Origin of the sequence: Cupriavidus campinensis (assembly GCF_905397395.1) — a bacterium.
Taxonomy (GTDB): Bacteria; Pseudomonadota; Gammaproteobacteria; order Burkholderiales; family Burkholderiaceae; genus Cupriavidus; species Cupriavidus campinensis.
Genome location: NZ_CAJPVH010000073.1, coordinates 1 through 21,536, shown reverse-complemented (window position 1 = coordinate 21,536; position 21,536 = coordinate 1). Strand labels below are relative to the sequence as shown.

Below are 21,536 nucleotides of genomic sequence, written 5' to 3'. Positions count from 1 at the left end.
ACCCGCTGCGTGCCGCGCCAGTCGGCCAGCGGGCGCGGCGCCGCGCCGGCGCATTGCACGGGCAGGTCCGGCAGGGCCAGCGGCGTGGGCCATGTGCCCTGCAGGCGCGCGCCGGTGCCGGCGGAGAGCGCTTTCATATAGTCGATCACGGCCCAGACGTCCGCGTCGCCCAGTGTTGTGCCGAACGCGGGCATGGTCGGCTGGCCGTCACGGCCCCGCATGCCGGCCACGACGTGCCAGAACAGCTCGCCATCGGCGCGACGGCCCAGCAGGGGGCCGGCCAGCGTGGGCGGCCAGCGTGACAGCGACGCCGCCAGCGGCCCTTCGCCCCGGCCATCGTCGCCATGGCAGGCTGCGCAGTGCTGGGTGTAGACCCGCTCACCCCGTGCGATGGACGCCACGGCGAAGCGGGTAGGGCTGACATGGAAGCTGGTGGGCGCGGCGGGGCTGAGGACGAGGCCCGGGGTCGGCCAAGGGGCAAGAATCAGGGCGAGCGCGCCGGCGCCGAACGAGGCCAGCTGGCCCCGTCGCCATGCCAGCGCCAACACCAGCGCGAGCAGCGCGAATGCCATCGCCCCGATGCTCCACGCCAGTTGCCGGGCCAGCCCGGGGTCGATCAGCAGCGTCTCGCCGGCAATGCGCCGCGCCCACGGCCACGCCGGCTGGCCGTGACTATCGCCCGTCAGGCCCAGTGCGTGGCAGAGCCGCAGCAGCGCAAGCTGCGCCGCCTGCAGCACCGCCAGCAGGTTGTTGAGCCAGACCGCATCTGGCCAGACCGAAGCACCCATCACCAGCTGGCATCCAGCCCCAGATGACGCAGCGCCTCATGGCGCAGCGCGGTCAGGCGCGGATCGCCGCGATGGCGCGGATAGGGCAGGTCCACCACGATTTCCGCCGTGATGCGCGCCGGCCGCTGGCTGAAGACGATCACGCGCTGGGCCAGGAACAGCGCCTCCTCCACATCGTGCGTGACCAGCAGGGCCGAGAACCGCGCGCGCTGCCACAGTTCGACGAGATCGCTCTGCATGGTCAGCCGCGTGAGGGAGTCCAGCTTGCCGAGCGGTTCATCGAGCACAAGCAGGCGCGGGTCGTTGACCAGGGCCCGGGCCAGCGCGACGCGCTGCGCCATGCCGCCGGAGAGCTGGTGCGGAAAGGCGCGGTCGAAGGCTTCCAGCCCCACGCGGCGCAGCGCCTCGTCCACGCGATGGGCCTCCTGCCGGGCGATGCCGCGCGCCTGGAGGCCGAGCGCCACGTTGTCACGCACGCGGCGCCACGGGAAGAGCGTGGGGTCCTGGAAGACCACGATGCGCGACGGATCGGGCTCGGTGATCGGCGTGCCGTCCTGCAGGATCTGGCCGGACGTGGGCGCGTCCAGCCCTGCCACCAGCCGCAGCAGCGTGGACTTGCCGCAGCCGCTCGGCCCCAGCAGCGCCACGAACTCGCCGGGCGCCACGCTCAGGTTCACGCCGTCGAGCACGGGCAGGCGCTGGCCGGCATCGCCAAAGTCATGGCTGACGTTGCGGATGTCGATGCGGGCCCCGGCGCTGGCTTCGGCCGACGGGGCCGACGTCGTTGTCGACGCCGGCAAGGGTTCACGTTCCAGCACGGCTACCATTTGACGGTTCCTTTCTGCCAAGACAGCGCGCGGTCGCGCACGGCGAACAACAGCGTGATGACGCCCGAGAACAGCAACGCCATCACGATCAGCGCCGCGTACATGTTCACGTACGAGGCCCAGCCCTGGGCCCAGGTCAGGTACCAGCCCAGCCCGGACTTTACGCCCATCATCTCGGCCGTCACCAGCACCGAGAACGACGCGCCCAGCCCCATGAACAGGCCGACGAACACCTGCGGCAGCGCGGCCGGAATCGCCACGCGCAGCACCAGGAACCAGCCGGAGGCGCCCAGCGTGCGCGCCACGTCGTAATAGCTCTTGTTGACGCTCGCCACGCCGGACCACGTGAGCACCGCCACGGGGAACGCGGTGGCCAGCGCAATCAGGAACACGGCGGCCGAGTAGCTCGACGGGAAAAAGTAGAAGGTCAGCGGCAGCAGGGCGGTGGAGGGCAGCGGCCCCAGCACGCGCAGCACCGGGTGCACCCAGTAGCCGAGGCGCCGCGACCAGCCGATCGACACGCCAATCAGGAAGCCCGCCACGCCGCCATAGGCCACGCCCAGCCCCAGCAGGCGGATGGTGTTGAGGACGCTGTCGCCCAGGCGGCGCCAGTCGTCCACATAGACTTCGATCAGCGCCTGCGGCGGCGCGAAGAACGGGGTGGGCAGCAGCGCGGTCTTGGCGGTGAGGATTTCCCAGCCGAGGAAGCCGAGCGGCAGCGCCACCAGCCACGGTCCGGTGGGGCGCAGGGTGGCCAGCGTGCGGTGCAGCGGCGGGAGGCTCGCTCCCGCCAGCGCCAATCCAGCCAGCGCGGCGGCGGCCACCAGCGCCGCGATGCCGAGTTCTTCCGTATAGGCCCAGTCGGAGAAGCCCGCCACCTTGTTCGGCCAGCGCCAGGTAATGGCGCCGAACGCGGCCCAGGCCAGCGCGGCGAGCAGGCCAGTTGGCCAGAGGCGGCCCGGCCGGGCCACGGCGGCCTGCCGGGGCGCGTTGGCGGTGAGCGAGGCATGCCGGGTGTCGAGCGTGGATGGACTCGTGGTGGTCATCGCATCATCCCAGTACGTTGGCGTAGACGTGCTGCGCCAGCCGCTTCGCGTCGGTGGACTTCTTCAGCACGCCGATCTTGCGGAAATCGTCGGCATAGAAGGCGATTTCCTCCTGCAGGTCCACACCGGTGGGGTGGTGGGTGTAGGTCAGCGTGGCGTAGAGCTTGCGCAGGTCGTCCGGGCTGATCTTGGGCGAATACTTGGCGAAGATCTTCGCGGCCTCGTTCGGGTTCTCGTTGACGAAATCCGTGGCCTGCACGATGGACCGCGCCAGCGCGGCGGCGGCCGGCTTGTCGTTACGGACCAGATCGCCCCGGGCGCCCACCACGCAGCAGACCTTGCGCGCGTACTCGCCGGTCAGGTTGGTGGCCAGCTCCACGTAGGCGCCATTGGTGCGTTTCTCCAGCAGGTAGAGGTTGGGGTCGCCATCGGCAATCGCCTGGATCTCGCCCTTGTCCACGGCCACGCCGAGCAGGTCGGCGGGGTACTGGCGCCAGGTGATGTCGCGGTCCGGGTCGATGCCGTTCTTGGCCAGCAGGATCGTGAAGAAGTGCTTGCCCGGCGCGGCGAGATCGCTCACGCCCACGGTCTTGCCCTTGAGCGCCTGGAGGTTGGTCACGCCCGCCGCCTTGGCGCCCACCAGCCGCACGCAGCCGCCGTGGGAACTGCCGATGATCTTGACGTCGAAGCCGGCTTCCAGCGGCTTGAGCCAGCGGTGGATCATGCCCACCGCCGCATCGGCCTTGCCGGTGGCAATCGATTCCAGCAGCTGGTCCGTGGAGCCGCTGTAGTTGATCAGGTCTACCTGCAGGCCGTTCTTCTCGAAGAAGCCGCGCTCCTGCGCCACCACGATCGGCGTCAGGCAGAACGAGTTCTGGTTCCACGCGAAGGTGAGCTTGCGCGGCGCCGACCACGCCTGGCGGCCCAGGATCAGCGCCGGGGCGGCGAGGGCGGCGCTGCCGGCCAGCCGCAGCACGCCGCGCCGGCGTGTGTTGGGTTGCGGCAGGTTGGGCGGATTCGATTCGTTGGATTGGCTCATGGTGTTGGAACTCCCCGTTTTCGTTGTTGTTGGGCGCAGGCGCAGGCCGCCTCAGGCGGCCTTGCGGCTGGCTTCCGCCTCGCGGCGCGCCACCTCTTCCCGCACGCGCGGAATCAGCTCGCGGCCGTAGTCGATGGCGTCCTCCAGCGGGTCGAAGCCGCGGATCAGGAAGGTGGTGACGCCGATGTCGTAGTAGGCCAGCAGCGCCTCCGCCACCTGTTCGGGCGTGCCGACCAGCCCGGTGGAGTTGGAGCGGCCGCCGGTTTCGCGGGCGATGGCGGTCCACAGGCGCTGGTCCACGCGGTCGCCCTGTTCGGCGGCGGCCAGCAGGCGGCGCGCGCCTTCGCTCTGTTGCGGGCCCCCCCGGCTGTAGCCGGCCTGCACGCGCAGCGCGCGGGTCCGTTCGAGGATGCTGTCGGCACGCGCCCACGCCTTTTCCTCGGTCTCGGCCAGCACCGGGCGGAACGACACCGAGAAGCGCACCTCGCGCCCGTGCCTGGCGGCTTCCGCCCGCACGCGGGTGGTCAGCTCGCGCACCTGGTCGAGCGATTCGCCCCACAGCGCGTAGACATCGGCATGCTTGCCGGCCACGGCCAGCGCCGCCTCTGACGCGCCGCCGAAGTAGATCGGCACATGCGGTTTCTGGGCCGGCTTGACCTCCGAGAAGCCCTGCGCGAAGCGGTAGAACTCGCCGTCATGGTCGAACGGCTTGTCCTCGGCCCAGATGCGCCGCAGGATGCCCAGGTACTCGTCCGTGCGCGCGTAGCGCTGGTCGTGGTCGAGGAAATCGCCGTCGCGCGCCTGCTCGCTATCGGAGCCGCCCGAGATGAAGTGCACCCCCAGCCGGCCACCGCTGAACTGGTCGAGCGTGGCGATCTGGCGTGCCGCCAGCGTCGGCGCCGTGAAGCCGGGGCGGTGCGCCAGCATGAAGTGGATGCGCTCGGTCACGGCCGCCGCGTAGGCAATCGTCAGCGTGGCCGAAGGGCCGGTGGAGTGGTGGGGCACCAGGATGCGGTCAAAGCCGGCCTGCTCATGGGCCTGGGCGAACGCGCGCACATAGTCGCGGTCGATCACGGGGTCCGAGGGCGGGTGGATCTCGGACTGCTTCTGGCTCTGGATCATGCCGATGAAATCGACGCTCATTGCACGGGCCTCCTTGCGGGTGGTGTCAGGAATGACGAGCAAAGTACGCCCGGCGGGCGGTGGCCCCCAACGAATAAAAACGCGGCTCGATATGCGGCAGAAACCGTCGCTCGATATGCGATATGCGTCGTTATCGGCGCGGCGGGCGCGCGGTACGCTATGCGGCACTCATCGCACGATGTTCTCCCGAGACCCCCCATCATGGCTTCGACTTCCCCGCGTACCACCCTGCGCCGCCTGCCCGCCAGCGAGCCCCGGCTGGCCGATTTGCTGGCCACGCTGACCGCCCGGCTGGGCGCCACCGCCGCGCGCCATGACGCCGACGGCAGCTTCCCGCACGCGAACTTCGACCTGCTGCACGAACATGGCCTGATTGCCCAGGTGGTGCCGCGCGACTACGGCGGTGGCGGGGCGGGGCTGGCGGAAGCGCGCCGGATCATCGCGGCCGTGGCGGCCGGCGACCCGGCCACGGCGCTGGTCCTGACCATGACCTACCTCCAGCATCGCGCCATCGGCCGGGCCGACTCGCGCTGGCCCGAGGCGGTGCGCCGGGAGGTCTTCGCCAGCGCGGTAGAGGAGGGCGCGCTGATCAACTCGCTGCGCGTGGAGCCGGAACTTGGCTCTCCGGCGCGCGGCGGCCTGCCGGGCACCGTGGCCACGCGCGTCGGCGACCGCTGGTGCATTCACGGCCACAAGCTCTACACCACCGGCATTCCGGCGCTGCGCTGGCTGGCCGTGTGGGGCCGCACGCACGAGCCGGAGCCGCGCGTGGGCATTTTTCTGGTGCCGAAGTCATCGGCATCGGCCGGCACGCCGGGCATCCGCGTGGTGGAGAGCTGGAACCACCTTGGCCTGCGCGCGTCCGGCAGCCATGAAACCGTGTTCGAGGACGTGTGGATTCCGCTCGACCATGCGGTGGACATCCGCCGGCCCGAGGCCTGGGCGCCAGCCGGGGCCAGCCAGGCCGACGTGGACGCCAATGCCGACCAGCAGGCGTGGATGGTGGGCCTGCTCGGCACGCTCTACGACGCCGTGGCGCGGGCCGGCTTCGACTGGATCCGCAGCTTCGTGCAGGACCGCGCGCCGGGCAGCCTGGGTGCGCCGCTCGCCACCCTGCCGCGCGTGCAGGAGACCATCGGCGAGATTGCCGCGCTGCTGCGTACCAACCAGGTGCTGCTTGACGATGCCGCTGCACAGGCCGATGCCGGCACGCCGGCCTCGGCGGCGGACAGCGGGCTGCTGAAGTACACCGTCACCGGCAACGCGATCCGGGCGGTGGAGCTGGCGTTGCAGCTGTCGGGCAATCACGGCCTGAGCCGGAGCAACCCGCTGGAACGGCACTATCGCGATGTGCTTTGCAGCCGCATCCACACGCCGCAGAACGACGCCATCCTGACCGCCGCCGGCCGTACGGCGCTGGCCGGCTGACCCAGCTCGGACGGCGGCTTCGTGCTATGTTTAAGGCCGCTGTTCGAGACAGGGCCGCAGCGATCGTCACCGTTCACAGACTCACCATCCACAGACGGCCCACCGAATCAGATCATCAGGCGGACCATCGAGGAGACACGGGATGCACGACACCCAGACACCCCCCGCGCACCCAGCGCGTACGCTCACGCCGCTGCGCGAGTTCATCACCGGTTTTTCGGGGCTGCTGGACCAGCAGCCCGACGAACCCCGCATCCTGGCCGAAGGCGGCGCGCTGCTCGCCACGCTGGTGGCCCGCGACGACTGGCTGCCCGACGCCTTCGCCCAGCCACACCCCGAGTATTACCAGCAGGTGCTGCTGCATTGCGATTCCGCCGAGCGATTCTCGATCGTCAGCTTTGTCTGGGGGCCGGGGCAGCGCACGCCCATCCACGACCATACGGTCTGGGGGCTGATCGGCATGCTGCGCGGGGCCGAATACTCACAGCCGTACCAGATCGATGCCGAAGGGCGCCCGCAGCCGCACGGCGCGGCCACGCGGCTGGAGCCGGGCCATGTGGAGGCGGTGTCGCCCACGGTGGGGGACATCCACCGCGTGCACAACGCGTATGAGGACCGCGTCTCCATCAGCATCCACGTGTATGGCGCCAATATCGGCGCGGTGCGGCGGCACGTCTACCCGGAGGCGGGCGGGCGCAAGCCGTTCATCTCCGGCTATTCCAACTCCACCCTGCCCAATCCCTGGGATCGATCCAAGGAACCCGTTTCGCCATGACCGCTTTGCCTTCCGTGTTGCCTTCCGTGATTTCCCCCGTGTTTCCCACCGTCTCCAGCCTGGCCGTGCGGCAGGCGCTGCTCGACCGCACCGAGATCGCGCTGATCGACGTGCGCGAGGAAGACCCCTACGCCCAGCAGCATCCGCTCTGGGCGGCCAACTTCCCGCTCTCGAAGCTCGAACTGGAAGCGTGGCGGCGGATTCCGCGCCGCGATACGCGGATCGTGGTCTATGGGGAGCACGCGGGCGAGGATCTGGCGCCGCGCGCGGCGGCGGTGCTGCACGGGTTGGGCTACACGGATGTGTCGCGGCTCGACGGCGGGCTGGCAGCCTGGATCGCCGCTGGCGGCGAGGTATTCCGCGACGTGAACGTGCCGAGCAAGTCGTTCGGCGAGCTGGTGGAGGCGAAGCGCCATACGCCGTCGCTGGCCGCGCGGGAAGTGCAGGCGCTCATCGACGAACAGGCCGACGTGGTTATCGTGGACGCGCGCCGCTTCGACGAATACCAGACTATGAGCATTCCCACGGCCACCAGCCTGCCCGGCGCGGAACTGGTGCTGCGCGTGCGGGAGCTGGCGCCGGACCCGCAGACGCGGGTCATCGTGAACTGCGCAGGCCGTACGCGCAGCATCATCGGCACGCAATCCTTGATCAATGCCGGCCTCCCGAACCCGGTGGCCGCGTTGCGCAACGGCACCATCGGCTGGACCCTGGCGGGGCAGACCCTCGACCATGGCGCCAGCCGGCGCGCGCCGGTGGCGGTGGACGCCGCCAACCGCGCGCAAGCCCGTAGCGGCGCCCGGACGATTGCCGACAAGGCCGGCGTGCAACGGATTGCCCACCACGCCGTGGCGACGCTGGCCCAGCCGGGGCGGACGCTGTACCGCTTCGATGTCCGCACACCCGAGGAATATGCCGATGGCCACCTGCCGGGCTTCGCCAGCGCGCCGGGCGGCCAACTGGTGCAGGAAACCGACCATAGCGTCCCGGTGCGCGGCGCGCGGATCGTGCTGGCTGATGACGACCACGGCGTGCGCGCCGACATGACCGCTTCGTGGCTGGCGCAGATGGGCTGGGAGGTATTCGTGGTGGAGCCGGCGGGCGAGGCCGCCCGCAGCGAACGCGGCACGCCGGCGGCGCCGGTGCCCGAGGCGGAGGCTGTTGAATCCGTCTCGCCGGCCGAACTCGCGAAATGGCTAGATCAGGCAGGCGAGGGCGACATCGCCGTGCTCGACGTGACGGCCAGCGCCAATTACGTGAAGCGCCATATCCCAGGCGCCTGGTTCGTCATCCGCGCCCAACTGGCGCAGGCGCTGGCGGCGATTCCTTCGGCAAAACGCTATGTGCTGACCTGCGGCACCAGCCAGCTCGCCCGCTTTGCGGCGGCGGACCTGAAGCGGCTGAAATCGGCACAGGTATTGGTGCTGGAAGGCGGCACCACGGCATGGATCGACGCCGGCCTGCCGCTGGAATCCGGCGAAACCCGCCTCGCCGTGCCCAGAACCGACCGCTACCGCCGCCCGTACGAAGGCACCGACAACGCATCGGCCGCCATGCAGGCCTACCTCGACTGGGAATTCGGCCTCATCGCCCAACTTGACCGCGACGGCACGCACTTCTTCGAGGTGGCGTAAGGGCGCCCTAAGCCCGTGGCTGCAACGCAATCAACGCCATGCCGGCAAGGCACACCACCGCGCCGGCCAGATCCCAGCCAGTCAGCCGCACACCATCCACCACCCGCAACCACACCAGCGCCACGACGATATACATGCCGCCATAGGCGGCATACGTGCGCCCGGCGGCGGTGGGGTGGAGGGTTAGCAGCCAGGCAAACAGGGCGAGGGAAATTGCGGCGGGGATTAGCAGCAGCATGCTTTTGCCCTGCTTGAGCACCAGCCACGGCAGATAGCAACCGACGATTTCGGCAACGGCGGTGATGGCGAAGAGGAGGGTGAGGCGGAGCATGGGGTGGGAAGCAGACAGGATGGCGGGATTGTGCCAGAGGGCCCCGTGCGTCAACTTCGGCGGCGCCCCAAAGCAAAAAGGACCTGGGCTTTCGCCTCAGATCCTCTTTGGTCACCGTATTCTGGTGGGTGGTACAGGGATTGAACCTGTGACCCCTGCCGTGTGAAGGCAGTGCTCTACCGCTGAGCTAACCACCCCTTGCTGCGTCGGCGTCGTTGTTGCGTGACGTCGTGCAGTGGAGAAACGAGATTATGCAGATGTCGCAGTATCTTGTAAAGCCCTTTTTTCGGCTTTGCGCGAGAAAGTTCGCGATTACTGCAGCGTCGGCGTCGCTTCGGCCGGTTCCTGCCAGACGGTCTTGCCGCCGCTGGCCTTGTCGAGTTCCTTCAGCACGCCCATGTGGGCGGTGACTTCGTCGTCGGTAGCCAGCAGCACAGGCAGGGTCAGGGCGGAGAGGTCTGCCGCGGCCTGGGCGCCGGCGCCGTGGCTGCCGGCATCCAGCATGTCGATGACCAGCGAGTTCTGGCCGCGCGTCATGGCCAGGTAGACCTCGGCGAGCAGTTCCGCATCGAGCAAGGCGCCGTGCAGGGTGCGGTGGGCGTTGCTGATGCCGAGGCGGTCGCACAGTGCGTCGAGCGAATTCCGCTTGCCCGGGAACATCTGGCGCGCTTCGCGCAGCGTATCGATCACGTTGGCGGCGTGCGTGCGGAAGGGCTGGTGGCCCAGTCGCTGGAATTCCATGTCCAGGAATCCCAGGTCGAACGCCGCGTTGTGGATGATCAGCTCGGCGTCCTGCACGAATTCGCGGATGTCGTGGACCACTTCGGCGAATTTCGGCTTGTCGGCCAGGAAATCGAGCGTAATGCCGTGGACGGCGATGGCGTCCTCGTGGATATCGCGCTCGGGGTTGATGTAGTAGTGCAGGTGGCGGCCGGTCAGGCGCCGGTTCACCAGTTCCACGCAGCCAATTTCGATCAGGCGATCGCCGGTGGCGTGGTTCAGGCCGGTGGTTTCGGTGTCGAGAACGATCTGTCGCATGGCGGGCATTTTAACGGAGGCGAGGCAGGAGACGAGGCAGGAGACGAGGCAGGAGACGAGGACGGGCAGCGGGGGGGCGGTTACACGGCGATGGACGCCACGCCGCGATTCGCCAGCGCGTCGGCCCGCTCGTTGCCCGGGTGGCCGTTGTGGCCGCGCACCCAGTGCCAGGAGATGGTGTGCGGCTGGCGCGCTTCGTCGAGTTGCTGCCACAGGTCGGCGTTCTTCACCGGCTTCTTGTCGGCCGTCTTCCAGCCGCGCGCCTTCCAGCCGGTGATCCACTCGCTGATGCCTTTCTGGACGTATTGCGAGTCCGTATAGACCTGGACCACGCACGGACGCTTCAGGGAGCGCAGCGCCTCGATCACGGCCATCAGCTCCATGCGGTTGTTGGTGGTCGGGTTCTCGCCGCCGAACAGTTCTTTCTCATGGGTGCCCGCGACGAGCACGGCGCCCCAGCCGCCGGGGCCGGGGTTGCCCTTGCAGGCGCCGTCGGAGTAAATCGTAACTTCTTGCATGGCGTGGTCGATGGGTTCAGCGAGGGTCGCGCGGCGTCTTGCCGTGCGTGCCGGTGGGCGTGGCCACCGGGGCGGAGACTGGCGTCAGCGCGGATTTCGGATTTTTCCAGGCCGGGCCGACGAGTCGGATGTTCTTCACCCGCTTGACCGCCGAGATCATGTAGACGGCGCCGAAGATGGGCCACCAGCGGTCGCCGGCCTTCTCCATGAACGCGCTGCGTTGCAGCCAGCGCTCGGTGCGGTAGGGCGGGCAGTAGCAGCCAAAGCGGCCGCGAATGATATCGAACCCGAGCAGCTTGAGCCAGTCCTTGATGCGGACGAAACCCATGGTCTGGGCGTCGCTGGGCAGGAAGGGCAGGGCGCCGAGCCGGTTCAGGCCCTGGCGGGCGCCCCACAGGCTCATCGGGTTGAAGCAGGTCACCACGATGCGGCCTTCGGGCATCAGCACGCGGGAGACCTCGCGCAGCACTTCGTGCGGGTCTTCGGAGAATTCCAGGATGTGCGGCAGGGTGACGAGATCGATGCTCTGGGTGTCGAACGGCAGTTCGTCGAAGCGGCACAGCAGTTGGCGGGCATCCGGATGGGCGTCGCGCGGGCCATGGGGGCCGGCGCGGCCGTCCAGCGCCAGTGCCGAGAACGGCATGCGGTTCTCGCGCAGGGTGTCAATGGCGGGCAGGCCCATCTGCACGGCGTGATAGCCGAAGATGTCCGCCACGACCTGGTCGTACTGGCGCGACTCCCATTCCAGCACGTACTGGCCGGGCGGCGAGGCGAGCCATTCTTCCCAATCTATAATCGGTCGGTTGGACATAGGAGCACTCATGTTGAAAGTGGAGTCAATCCCCGCATTCCAGGACAACTATATCTGGGCGATCCATGACGGGCATAGCGCCGCCATCGTCGACCCCGGCGAGGCCGCGCCCGTGGCGCGGTTTCTGGCCGAGCGCGGGCTGGCACTGGGCGCTATTGTAATCACCCATCACCATGGCGATCACCAGGGCGGGGTGGCGGACCTGCTGGCGGCCCATCCCGAGGGGCCCGACGGCGCCCCCGTGCCGGTGGTTGGCCCGGCCGGCGAACGTATCGGCCACCGCACCCAGGCGGTGCGCGAGGGCGACACGGTGACGCTGCGCCATCCGGCCGCCGCCTTCCGCGTGATCGACGTGCCCGGGCATACCGCCGGCCATGTGGCCTATGCGGGCGACCTGCCCGGCGCCGGCCCGGTGGTGTTCTGTGGCGACACCCTGTTCGCCAGCGGCTGCGGGCGGCTGTTCGAGGGCACGCCGGCGCAGATGCTGGCCTCGCTGGACAAACTGGCCGCGCTGCCGGGCGACACCCGCGTCTACTGCGCCCACGAGTACACGCGCAGCAATGTGCGCTTTGCGCAGGCCGTGGAGCCGGCCAATGCGGACCTCGCCGCCTGGGCGGCCCGCGTGGACGCGCTGCGCGAGGCCGGCACGCCCACCGTGCCAACCACCGTGGCGCACGAGCGCGCGGTCAATCCCTTCCTGCGCTCGCGCGAGCCGCAGGTGCGCCGGGCGGTGGCCGCCCAGGGCGCCGATACAAGTACCGACGCGGCGGCTTTTGGCGCGCTGCGCGGCTGGAAGGACAACTTCCGCTGAGCGGGCGCAGGGCTTCCGCTGACCCCGGGCCGGCGCTGGGAAGACATCGGGGAGGACATCGAAGAGGACATCGAATTTGTCCGAAACAGGCCGGTTGATCGGCCGCTCGCGGGAAAATCTCATTGACGCCAACGGGGCTTTTCCATAGGATCGGGCCACCTTTTTTGGCGTCACTTCAGAGAAATTCATGCAATTTGGTCGATTTCTGGCGGTAGTTGCGTGTGCGGCGCTGGTTGCAGCCTGCGCCAGCACGCCCACCCCGCCCGCCGGCGAGATGGCCGGCACGACGACCGCCCTCGAATCCGGTCCGCCCAAGGACCCGCTCAACACGCTCAACAGCACCGGACGCGCCGGCACGCTCGGCAGCACCACCGTGGTCAATGTGGACCAGGTCAGCCTCGACTGGCTGCGCGGCCCGTCGAACGATATCTGGGACCGCATCCGCCGTGGCTTTGCCATGCAGGACCTCGAGGGCACGCTGGTCGATGACCGCACCCAGTGGTACGCGGCACGCCCTGACTATATGGAGCGGATGGTGGGGCGGTCGAGCCGCTACCTGTACCACATCGTGGAAGAGCTGGAGCGGCGCAAGATGCCCACGGAGCTGGCCCTGCTGCCGTTCGTGGAGAGCGCGTTCAATCCGCAGGCGGAATCCACGGCCAAGGCGGCCGGCATGTGGCAGTTCATCCCGAGCACGGGCAAGTCCTACAACCTCAAGCAGAACATGTTCCGCGACGAGCGGCGCGATGTGCTGGCCTCCACGGATGCCGCGCTCGACTACCTCTCGCGCCTGTACGACATGTTCGGCGACTGGCACCTGGCCCTGGCCGCGTACAACTGGGGCGAGGGCGCCGTCTCGCGGGCCATCGCCCGCAACCAGGCGCGCGGGCTGCCTACGGACTACGCCAGCCTGACCATGCCGAACGAGACGCGCTACTACGTGCCCAAGCTCCAGGCGGTGAAGAACATCATCGCCAACCCGGCCGCGTACGGCGTGAAGCTGCCCGAGATCCCCGATCACCCGTACTTCGTCACGGTGACCACCTCGCGGGACATCGACGTGGCGCTGGCCGCCAAGCTCGCCAACATGCCGCTGGACGAGTTCAAGGCGCTGAACCCCTCGTTCAACCGCCCGGTGATCCTCGGCGCGGCCAATCCGCAGATCCTGCTGCCGTTCGATAACGCCGAGCGCTTCCAGTACAACCTCAATACGTACCGGGGCGGGCTGTCGAGCTGGACGGCGGTGACCGTGGACAGCCGCGAGCGCGTGGAAGCGCTGGCGGCGCGGCTCAATGTCGATGCGGATACGCTGCGCGAGATCAACCGCATTCCCAAGGGCATGCGCCTGAAGGCGGGCTCGACGGTGATGATTCCGCGCTCCGAGCGGCATGACCAGGACATCAGCGCCTCGCTGGTGGACACGGCGATGCTGTCCGTGGAGCCAGATGTACCGGACGCCAAGCGCATCGTCGTGCGGGCCAGCCGGCGCGACACGGTGGTGTCGGTGGCGCGCCGCTACGGCGTCTCGCCGCGCCAGGTGCAGTCGTGGAACAAGCTGTCGGGCAGCAAGCTCGTGGCGGGCCAGAGCCTTGTGCTGATGGTCCGGCCCAACTCGCCGGCCGCCGCCCGCGCGGCGCGTGACGACGATGACGACACGCCGGCGCGTGCCGCCACGCGTGGCAAGCCAGAGCCCAGGGGCCGTACCGTCAGCAAGTCCGCCAAGGCGGAAAGAGCCGAGAAGGCGGAGCCGCGCAAGCGTGTGGTGGTGGAAGCCACCCCGCGCAAGGGTGCGGCCAAGCCGGCGTCCAAGGCCGCCTCGGCCAAGGTCGTGCGCGAGACCAAGGCGTCGCCGGCCCCCAAGGCGAGCGCCAGCAAGAGCAAGGTCCACTAGGACCAGACCGGGAGACTACCTGCCGCCCCCACTTCTCCGACGGAGGCGTTTTGTGAGCTTTACTCCCAATTTCCTGAAAGTTTCAACGTGCCGGACGGCGGCGGTGCTCGCCGCCGCCAGCCTGCTGGCGGCCTGCCCGTCGGCGGGGCCGGTGGCCGGCCCGCAGCGGCCCTGGATCATCGCCCACCGTGGCGGCACCGCCGATGCGCCGGAAAACACCCTCGCGGCAATCCGGTCGGCGCTATCCCACGGCGTGGACATGATCTGGCTGTCGGTCCAGTTGAGCCGGGACGGCGTGCCGGTGCTCTATCGTCCGGCCGATCTTTCCGCGCTGACAGACGGGCAGGGCACCGTGGCCGACACGCCGCTCGAAGCCCTTCGGCGGCTCAATGCGGGCTGGCGGTACACCGACCCGGCTTCCGGCACCCAACCCTATCGAACCCATCCCGAGCCGCTGCCCACCCTGGCGGAGGCGCTCGCGGCCATTCCACCCGCCGTGCCGGTCATCCTCGACATGAAGGCCGTGCCGGCAGCGCCCCAGGCAGCCGCCGTGGCGGCGGTGCTGGCCGAGCAGGGCGCGTGGGGCCGCGTGACCCTGTATTCGACCGATGCGGCCTACCAGCAGGCGTTCGCGGCGTGGCCGGAAGCCCGCGTGTTCGAGTCGCGCGATGCCACGCGCGGCCGGCTGGTGAACGTGGCGCTGGCGGACCGGTGCGACCCGCCGCAGGCACCCGGCACCTGGGCCGGGTTCGAAATGCGCCGCAATGTGGAGGTTGTGGAGTCCTTCACGATGGGCAAGGCCGGCTCGCCGGCGCGCGCGGCACTGTGGACGGCCCGCTCGGTAGCCTGCTTCCGCCAGGGCGCAGGTGCCCGGATGGTGGCATTTGGCGTCAACGATGCCGCCACTTTCGACGAAGCGGTCCGCCTTGGCATGGACGCCGTGATGGTCGATTCCCCGCGCCAGATGGCCCCGCTGCGCGCCCACGGCGGGTCCCGGTAGTTCCACGCCAGTTCCCCATAATTTCCGCCAGTTCCCGATAGTTCCACCGATAGACCGGCGCCCCACGCGCTGGCACACTGGCCTGGACCAAAGACACGCCGGATCAGGCGGAGGAGACACACCATGACGGCAAGCCGTGCCCTGCATGCGCGATCGCTGTCCGACCCGGCGGGGTTCTGGGCGGAACAGGCGAAGCGGATCGACTGGGAGACACCCTTCGAGACCGTGCTCGATGACAGCCGGCCGCCCTTCGCGCGCTGGTTCGTCGGCGGGCGTACCAACCTCTGCCACAACGCCATCGACCGCCATCTGGCGGACCGCGCCGACCAGCGCGCGCTGATCTACGTGTCCACCGAGACGGACCAGCAGCGCGTCTACACCTACGCCCAGCTTCATGACGAGGTGCAGCGCATGGCCGCCATCCTCCAGGGGCTTGGCGTGCGCAAGGGCGACCGCGTGCTGGTGTACATGCCGATGATTCCCGAGGCGATGTTCGCCATGCTGGCCTGCGCCCGCATCGGCGCCGTGCATTCGGTGGTCTTCGGCGGGTTTGCCTCGGTGAGCCTTGCTGCGCGCATCGACGATGCCAAGCCGAGCGTGATCGTGAGCGCCGACGCAGGCTCCCGCGCGGGCAAGGTCGTGCCTTACAAGCCGCTGCTGGACGAAGCGATCCGCCTTGCCGGCCATCATCCCGACAAGGTGTTGCTGGTCAACCGTGGCCTCGCGGACATGCCGGTCACCGCTGGCCGCGACGAGGACTACGCCGCCTGGCGCGAGCGCGTGGCCGGGCAGGTGGTGCCCTGCGCCTGGCTGGAGTCGAGCGAGCCTTCGTACGTGCTCTACACCTCCGGCACCACCGGCAAGCCGAAGGGCGTGCAGCGCGATACCGGTGGCTATGCGGTGGCCTTGGCCACGTCGATGGAGTACATCTTCTGCGGCAAGCCCGGCGACACGATGTTCACGGCGTCGGACATCGGCTGGGTGGTGGGGCACAGCTATATCGTCTACGCGCCGCTGCTGGCGGGCATGGCCACGGTCATGTACGAAGGCACGCCGATCCGGCCCGATGGCGGCATCCTCTGGCAGATCGTGGCGCAGTACGGCGTGAACATCATGTTCAGCGCGCCGACGGCGATCCGCGTGCTCAAGAAGCAGGACCCGGCGCTGCTGCGGCGCCACGACCTGTCCAGCCTGCGGCTGCTGTTCCTGGCCGGCGAGCCGTTGGACGAGCCCACCGCGCGCTGGATCCAGGACGGCATCGGCAAGCCCGTGGTGGACAACTACTGGCAGACCGAATCCGGCTGGCCGATCATTGCCATCCAGCGCGGCGTGGAGGCGCTGCCGCCCAAGCTCGGTTCCCCCGGCGTGCCGGCCTATGGCTACGACCTGCGCATCGTGGACGAGGTTACCGGCGAGGAATGCCCGCCGAACCAGAAGGGCGTGGTGGCCATCGACTATCCGCTGCCGCCGGGCTGCATGAGCACGGTCTGGGGCGATGACGAACGCTTCGTCAAGACCTATTGGTCCGCCGTGCCGAACCGCCAGTGCTACTCGACCTTCGACTGGGGCGTGCGCGACGAGGACGGCTATGTCTTCATCCTCGGCCGCACCGACGATGTGATCAACGTGGCGGGGCACCGGCTGGGCACGCGCGAGATCGAGGAAAGCCTGTCCTCGCACCCCGGCGTGGCCGAGGTGGCCGTGGTGGGCGTGCAGGACGCGCTCAAGGGGCAGGTGGCGATGGCGTTCTGCATCGCCCGCGACGCGGCCCGCACCGCCACGCCGGCGGACTGCCAGGCGCTGGAGGGCGAGCTGATGAAGACGGTGGACCAGCAACTGGGCGCGGTGGCGCGGCCGGCGCGGGTCTATTTCGTCAACGCGCTGCCCAAGACGCGCTCCGGCAAGCTGCTGCGCCGGGCGATCCAGGCTGTGGCGGAGGGCCGCGACCCGGGCGACCTGACCACAATTGAGGACCCCACAGCACTTGAGCAGGTCAAGACCGCCATGGCGGGCTGACTGCCTATATATATAGGGGCGAAGTCGGTGCGGCTCGGGAGCATTCCTCGGCCGTGCAGATTTCGCTTGCCACGACTTCCCCTGCAGCCTAATATTTTAAGCATAAAATATTTAACCATGATGTAGTGAGGCGAGCGATGCGCGTGCTTTGCATAGGCGGTGGCCCATCGGGCCTGTATTTCGGGCTGCTGATGAAGCTGCAGGACCCCGCCAACGAGGTGGTGGTGGTGGAGCGCAACCGGCCGTACGACACGTTTGGCTGGGGCGTGGTGTTCTCCGACGCCACGCTGGAAAACCTGCGCCAGGCCGACCCCGAGAGCGCGCGCGAGATCGACGCCGCGTTCAACCACTGGGACGACATCGACATCCATATCGGCGGCCGCACCATCCGCTCGGGCGGCCACGGCTTTATCGGCATCGGCCGCAAGCGGCTGCTGAACATCCTCCAGGCGCGCTGCGAGGCGCTGGGCGTGCAGCTCGTGTTCGAGACCGATGTGGCCGATGACCAGGCGCTGGCGCGCCAGTACGGGGCCGACCTGGTGATTGCGTGCGATGGCATCAACAGCCGCATCCGCACGCGCTACGCCGAGACCTTCGCGCCGGATATCGACACCCGCCAGTGCCGCTTCGTCTGGCTCGGCACGCACAAGCTGTTCGACGCGTTCACGTTCGCCTTCGAGAAGACCGGGCACGGCTGGTTCCAGGCCCATGCGTACCGCTTTGACGACACCACATCCACGTTCATCGTCGAGGCCCCCGAGCGCGTCTGGCGCGCCGCCGGCATCGAGCAGATGAGCCAGGAGGAGGGCGTGGCCTTCTGCGAGCGCCTGTTTGCGCGCCATCTGGACGGTCACAAGCTCATCAGCAACGCCACCCATCTGCGCGGCTCGGCCATCTGGATTCGTTTCCCGCGCGTGATCTGCCACCGCTGGGTGCACTGGAACACGCTGGACGACGGGCGCCGGGTGCCGGTTGTGTTGATGGGCGATGCAGCGCATACGGCACATTTTTCGATCGGCTCGGGGACCAAGCTGGCGCTGGAGGATGCCATCGACCTCGCCAACGCCATCGGGCGCGCGCACGGCGGCATCGACGGCCTGCCCGAGGCGTTGACGCACTATGAGGCCACCCGCAGCGTGGAAGTGCTCAAGATCCAGAACGCCGCGCGCAACTCCACGGAATGGTTCGAGAACGTGGAGCGCTACGCGGACAGCCTCGCGCCCGAGCAGTTCGCCTACTCGCTGCTCACCCGCTCGCAGCGCATCTCCCACGAGAACCTGCGCGTGCGCGATGCCGGCTACGTGGCGGACTTCGAACAATGGCTGGCCGCCCAGGCCGGCGTGCCGCCCGAGACGCTGCACCTGCGCGCCGCCGATCCCCAACACGGCCTGCCGCCGATGTTCACGCCGTACCGCGTGCGCGGCGTCACCCTCAAGAACCGCGTGGTGGTCAGCCCGATGGCGATGTATTCGTCGGTCGATGGCGTGCCGGGCGATTTCCACCTCGTGCACCTGGGCGCGCGGGCGCTGGGCGGGGCGGGCATGGTCGTGGCCGAGATGACCTGCGTGTCCCCGGACGCGCGGATCACGCCGGGCTGCCCCGGGCTGTGGAACGACACCCAGCGCGATGCGTGGCGCCGGATCGTCGATTTCGTGCACGCCAACAGCGACGCGATGATCGCCATCCAGCTGGGCCATGCGGGCCGCAAGGGCTCGACCCAGCTGGGCTGGGAGAAGATGGACTACCCGCTGGCGGCGGGCAACTGGCCGCTGATCTCGGCGTCGCCGCTGCCCTACCTGCCCGGCATCTCGCAGATGCCGCGCGAGATGACCCCCGCCGACATGGCGCAGGTGCGCGATGACTTCGTGGCCAACGCCCGCCGCGCGGCGGAAGCGGGCTTTGACTGGCTGGAACTGCACTGCGCCCACGGCTACCTGCTCTCCAGCTTTATCTCGCCGCTGACCAATCTGCGCACCGATGCCTATGGCGGCACGCTGGCGAACCGGCTGCGCTTTCCGCTCGAAGTCTTTACCGCCGTGCGCGCGGTCTGGCCGGCGGAGCGGCCGATGTCGGTGCGGATTTCCGCGCACGACTGGGTGGAGGGCGGCATTACCGCCGACGACGCGGTCGCCATCGCGCGCGCGTTCAAGGCGGCCGGCGCGGACATGATCGACTGCTCTTCCGGGCAGGTCAGCCCCGATCAGGCGCCCGTCTATGGCCGGATGTACCAGACGCCGTTCGCGGACCGCATCCGCAACGAGGCTGGCATCCCGACGATTGCCGTCGGCGCCATCTTCGAGGCCGACCATGTGGACAGCATTGTCGCGGCGGGCCGTGCCGACCTGTGCGCGATTGCCCGCCCGCATCTGGCCGATCCGGCCTGGACGCTGCACGAGGCCGCGCGGCTCGGCTTCCGCGACGTGACCTGGCCGAAGCAGTACGTGGCCGGCAAGCGCCAGCTCGAAACCAATCTGGAACGCGCGGCCGGTGTGCCGCCGGGGAAGTGACATGACGCCATCCCCATCCTTGATTGGCAAGCACGCGCTCGTCACCGGCGGCGGGCGCGGCATCGGGGCCGCCATCGCCCGCCAGTTGCTGGGCGAAGGCGCCAGCGTGACGCTGCTGGGCCGCGATGCCGCCACGCTCGACGCCACCGTCACCACGCTGCAGGCGCACCGGCTCGGTGACGCCTCGGTAGGTGCCGTGTGTGCCGACATCGCCGATCCCGCCAGCGTGGAAGCGGCGTTCGCCGCCGCCACCTCAGCGCGCGGCCCCATCACGCTGCTGGTCAACAACGCCGGGCAGGCCCACAGCGCACCGTTCGGCAAGACCGACCTCGCACTGTGGCAGCGCATGCTTGACGTCAACCTGACCGGCACCTTCCTGTGCACGCAGGCCGCGCTGCCGGCAATGCTGGGCGCGGGCTGGGGGCGCATCGTCAACGTGGCGAGCACGGCAGGGCTGATCGGCTACGGCTACGTCAGCGCCTACTGCGCGGCCAAGCATGGCGTGATCGGCCTCACGCGGGCGCTGGCGCTGGAGCTGGCCGCCAAGGGCATCACCGTCAACGCGGTCTGCCCCGGCTACACCGAAACCGACATCGTGCGCGACGCGGTGGCGAATATCGTCGGCAAGACCGGCCGCACGGAAGACCAGGCGCGGGCCGAGCTGGCCGCGCGCAACCCGCAGCGCCGGCTGGTACAGCCGGACGAGGTGGCCGATGCCGTGGCGTGGTTGTGCCGTCCGTCGGCCTCCGCCATCACGGGGCAGGCCGTGCCCGTGGCGGGCGGCGAAGTCATGGCCGGCTGACATCGAACAAATTCGAAGGCGAAAGCGAGAGAGACAACCCATGAGCGAGATTGCACTGCACATGCATCACCACAAGCGCCCGTTTGCCGATTACCAGCCCCGGCACTTCCTGTGGTCGGTGTCCGGCGACGGCAAGGTGGCCACCATCACGCTGAACCGGCCCGAGCGCAAGAACCCGCTGACCTTCGATTCCTACGCGGAACTGCGCGACCTGTTCCGCGGCCTCTGCTACGCCACCGACATCAAGACCGTGGTGGTGACCGGCGCGGGCGGCAATTTCTGCTCGGGCGGCGATGTGCACGAGATCATCGGCCCCCTCACCAAGATGAGCATGCCCGAACTGCTCGATTTCACCCGCATGACCGGCGATCTGGTCAAGGCGATGCGCGCCTGCCCGCAGCCGGTGATCAGCGCCATCGACGGCATCTGTGCCGGGGCCGGGGCGATGATGGCGCTGGCCTCGGACCTGCGGCTCGGCACTTCGCAGGCGAAGACGGCCTTCCTGTTCGTGCGCGTGGGGCTGGCCGGCGCGGACATGGGCGCGTGCTCGCTGCTGCCGCGCGTGATCGGGCAGGGCCGGGCGAGCGAGCTGCTCTACACGGGCCGCGCGATGACCGCCGAGGAAGGCCAGCAATGGGGTTTCTTCAACGCGCTCCACGCGCCGGACGCCGTGCTGGCCGCCGCCCAGGCGCTGGCCGCCCAGATCGCGGCGGGGCCGACCTTCGCGCATGGCGTGACCAAGAAGCTGCTGCATCAGGAATGGAACATGGGGCTGGACGAGGCGATCGAGGCCGAGGCCGAGGCGCAGGCCATCTGCATGCAGACGAAGGACTTCCGCCGCGCCTACGACGCCTTCGTGGCGAAGCAGAAGCCGGTGTTCGAGGGCGATTGAGGCGGATAGAGGCCACGGAGCATCCATGAGCGACAAGACCTACCTCGACCTGCCGTTTTTCGACGATGCGCACCGGGCGCTGGAGCGCGACCTGGACGCGTGGTGCCGCACCGCGCTGGCTCACGTCGATCACACCGATACGGACGCCGCCTGCCGGGCGCTGGTGCGGCAGCTGGGCGACGCCGGCTGGCTGCGCTACTGCGTGCCGGCCGCCCACGGCGGCGCGCTGCCGGCGCTGG

The 21,536-nt window shown here is 69.1% G+C and carries 19 protein-coding genes, 1 tRNA gene and 1 pseudogene; 11 read left to right on the top strand and 10 right to left on the bottom strand.

What is annotated here, in order from left to right; genetic code table 11:
- The 5 genes from KHO18_RS25440 to KHO18_RS25420 form a co-directional block, all read right to left on the bottom strand.
- A partial coding sequence (locus tag KHO18_RS25440) for a c-type cytochrome (protein WP_211944105.1) occupies window positions 1-788 on the bottom strand: 788 nt, incomplete at its 3' end.
- The gene (locus tag KHO18_RS25435) at window positions 788-1,615 is read right to left on the bottom strand and encodes an ABC transporter ATP-binding protein (protein WP_144201811.1); all 828 of its coding nucleotides are present in this window, start codon (window positions 1,613-1,615) and stop codon (window positions 788-790) included. The genes KHO18_RS25440 and KHO18_RS25435, both read right to left, overlap by 1 nt.
- Window positions 1,609-2,661, bottom strand: a complete 1,053-nt coding sequence (locus KHO18_RS25430; RefSeq protein ID WP_144201809.1) for an ABC transporter permease — start codon at window positions 2,659-2,661, stop codon at window positions 1,609-1,611. Before KHO18_RS25430 ends, KHO18_RS25435 begins: the two co-directional genes overlap by 7 nt.
- Before the next feature lie 4 nt (window positions 2,662-2,665).
- Window positions 2,666-3,700, bottom strand: a complete 1,035-nt coding sequence (locus tag KHO18_RS25425) for an ABC transporter substrate-binding protein (protein WP_092289849.1) — start codon at window positions 3,698-3,700, stop codon at window positions 2,666-2,668.
- 51 nt (window positions 3,701-3,751) lie between these two features.
- Entirely contained in the window at window positions 3,752-4,843 is a 1,092-nt protein-coding gene (locus KHO18_RS25420) for an LLM class flavin-dependent oxidoreductase (protein ID WP_144201806.1), read from the bottom strand.
- 201 nt (window positions 4,844-5,044) lie between these two features.
- Between KHO18_RS25420 and KHO18_RS25415 the strand changes: the two genes are divergently transcribed.
- The 3 genes from KHO18_RS25415 (at window position 5,045) to KHO18_RS25405 (ending at window position 8,680) form a co-directional block, all read left to right on the top strand.
- Entirely contained in the window at window positions 5,045-6,271 is a 1,227-nt protein-coding gene (locus KHO18_RS25415) for an acyl-CoA dehydrogenase family protein (RefSeq protein WP_211944104.1), read from the top strand.
- A 142-nt stretch (window positions 6,272-6,413) separates the two neighbouring features.
- A complete protein-coding gene (locus KHO18_RS25410) occupies window positions 6,414-7,046 on the top strand; it encodes a cysteine dioxygenase family protein (protein WP_144201802.1) in 633 nt (210 codons plus the stop codon).
- A complete protein-coding gene (locus KHO18_RS25405) occupies window positions 7,043-8,680 on the top strand; it encodes a rhodanese-related sulfurtransferase (protein ID WP_211944103.1) in 1,638 nt (545 codons plus the stop codon). The genes KHO18_RS25410 and KHO18_RS25405 overlap by 4 nt, the downstream gene beginning before the upstream one ends.
- A gap of 7 nt (window positions 8,681-8,687) precedes the next feature.
- Here the strand turns inward: KHO18_RS25405 and KHO18_RS25400 are convergent, their stop codons facing one another.
- From KHO18_RS25400 to KHO18_RS25380, 5 genes are all read right to left on the bottom strand, one after another.
- Window positions 8,688-9,011 (bottom strand): YnfA family protein, encoded by a 324-nt coding sequence (locus KHO18_RS25400; protein WP_144201798.1) that lies wholly within the window; start codon window positions 9,009-9,011, stop codon window positions 8,688-8,690.
- A 122-nt stretch (window positions 9,012-9,133) separates the two neighbouring features.
- A tRNA-Val gene (locus KHO18_RS25395) sits at window positions 9,134-9,208 on the bottom strand.
- 115 nt (window positions 9,209-9,323) lie between these two features.
- A complete protein-coding gene (dnaQ, locus tag KHO18_RS25390) occupies window positions 9,324-10,049 on the bottom strand; it encodes a DNA polymerase III subunit epsilon (RefSeq protein WP_144201796.1) in 726 nt (241 codons plus the stop codon).
- A gap of 80 nt (window positions 10,050-10,129) precedes the next feature.
- Window positions 10,130-10,567, bottom strand: coding sequence for a ribonuclease HI (rnhA, locus tag KHO18_RS25385; protein WP_144201794.1), 438 nt, complete (start codon window positions 10,565-10,567; stop codon window positions 10,130-10,132).
- A 16-nt stretch (window positions 10,568-10,583) separates the two neighbouring features.
- The gene (locus tag KHO18_RS25380; protein WP_144201792.1) at window positions 10,584-11,378 is read right to left on the bottom strand and encodes a class I SAM-dependent methyltransferase; all 795 of its coding nucleotides are present in this window, start codon (window positions 11,376-11,378) and stop codon (window positions 10,584-10,586) included.
- Between the two features lie 10 nt (window positions 11,379-11,388).
- On the opposite strand from KHO18_RS25380, the gene gloB reads away from it, so the two are divergent.
- The 8 genes and pseudogenes from gloB to KHO18_RS25340 all read left to right on the top strand — a co-directional run.
- Entirely contained in the window at window positions 11,389-12,189 is an 801-nt protein-coding gene (gene gloB, locus KHO18_RS25375; protein ID WP_144201790.1) for a hydroxyacylglutathione hydrolase, read from the top strand.
- 187 nt (window positions 12,190-12,376) lie between these two features.
- Complete coding sequence (locus tag KHO18_RS25370; protein ID WP_144201788.1) at window positions 12,377-14,080, top strand: transglycosylase SLT domain-containing protein; 1,704 nt, start codon at window positions 12,377-12,379, stop codon at window positions 14,078-14,080.
- 52 nt (window positions 14,081-14,132) lie between these two features.
- Window positions 14,133-15,080, top strand: coding sequence for a glycerophosphodiester phosphodiesterase family protein (locus tag KHO18_RS25365; RefSeq protein ID WP_377731733.1), 948 nt, complete (start codon window positions 14,133-14,135; stop codon window positions 15,078-15,080).
- 102 nt (window positions 15,081-15,182) lie between these two features.
- The gene (locus tag KHO18_RS25360; protein WP_280527775.1) at window positions 15,183-17,096 is read left to right on the top strand and encodes a propionate--CoA ligase; all 1,914 of its coding nucleotides are present in this window, start codon (window positions 15,183-15,185) and stop codon (window positions 17,094-17,096) included.
- Between the two features lie 137 nt (window positions 17,097-17,233).
- Entirely contained in the window at window positions 17,234-19,603 is a 2,370-nt protein-coding gene (locus tag KHO18_RS25355) for a bifunctional salicylyl-CoA 5-hydroxylase/oxidoreductase (RefSeq protein ID WP_211944102.1), read from the top strand.
- Window position 19,604: 1 nt separating this feature from the next.
- Window positions 19,605-20,405 carry an SDR family NAD(P)-dependent oxidoreductase gene (locus tag KHO18_RS25350; protein ID WP_144201782.1) on the top strand — a complete coding sequence of 267 codons (801 nt, stop codon included), beginning with the start codon at window positions 19,605-19,607 and terminating at the stop codon, window positions 20,403-20,405.
- Window positions 20,406-20,445: 40 nt separating this feature from the next.
- Window positions 20,446-21,297 carry an enoyl-CoA hydratase family protein gene (locus tag KHO18_RS25345; protein WP_144201780.1) on the top strand — a complete coding sequence of 284 codons (852 nt, stop codon included), beginning with the start codon at window positions 20,446-20,448 and terminating at the stop codon, window positions 21,295-21,297.
- 25 nt (window positions 21,298-21,322) lie between these two features.
- Window positions 21,323-21,536, top strand: a pseudogene (locus tag KHO18_RS25340) (acyl-CoA dehydrogenase family protein); the annotation flags it as partial.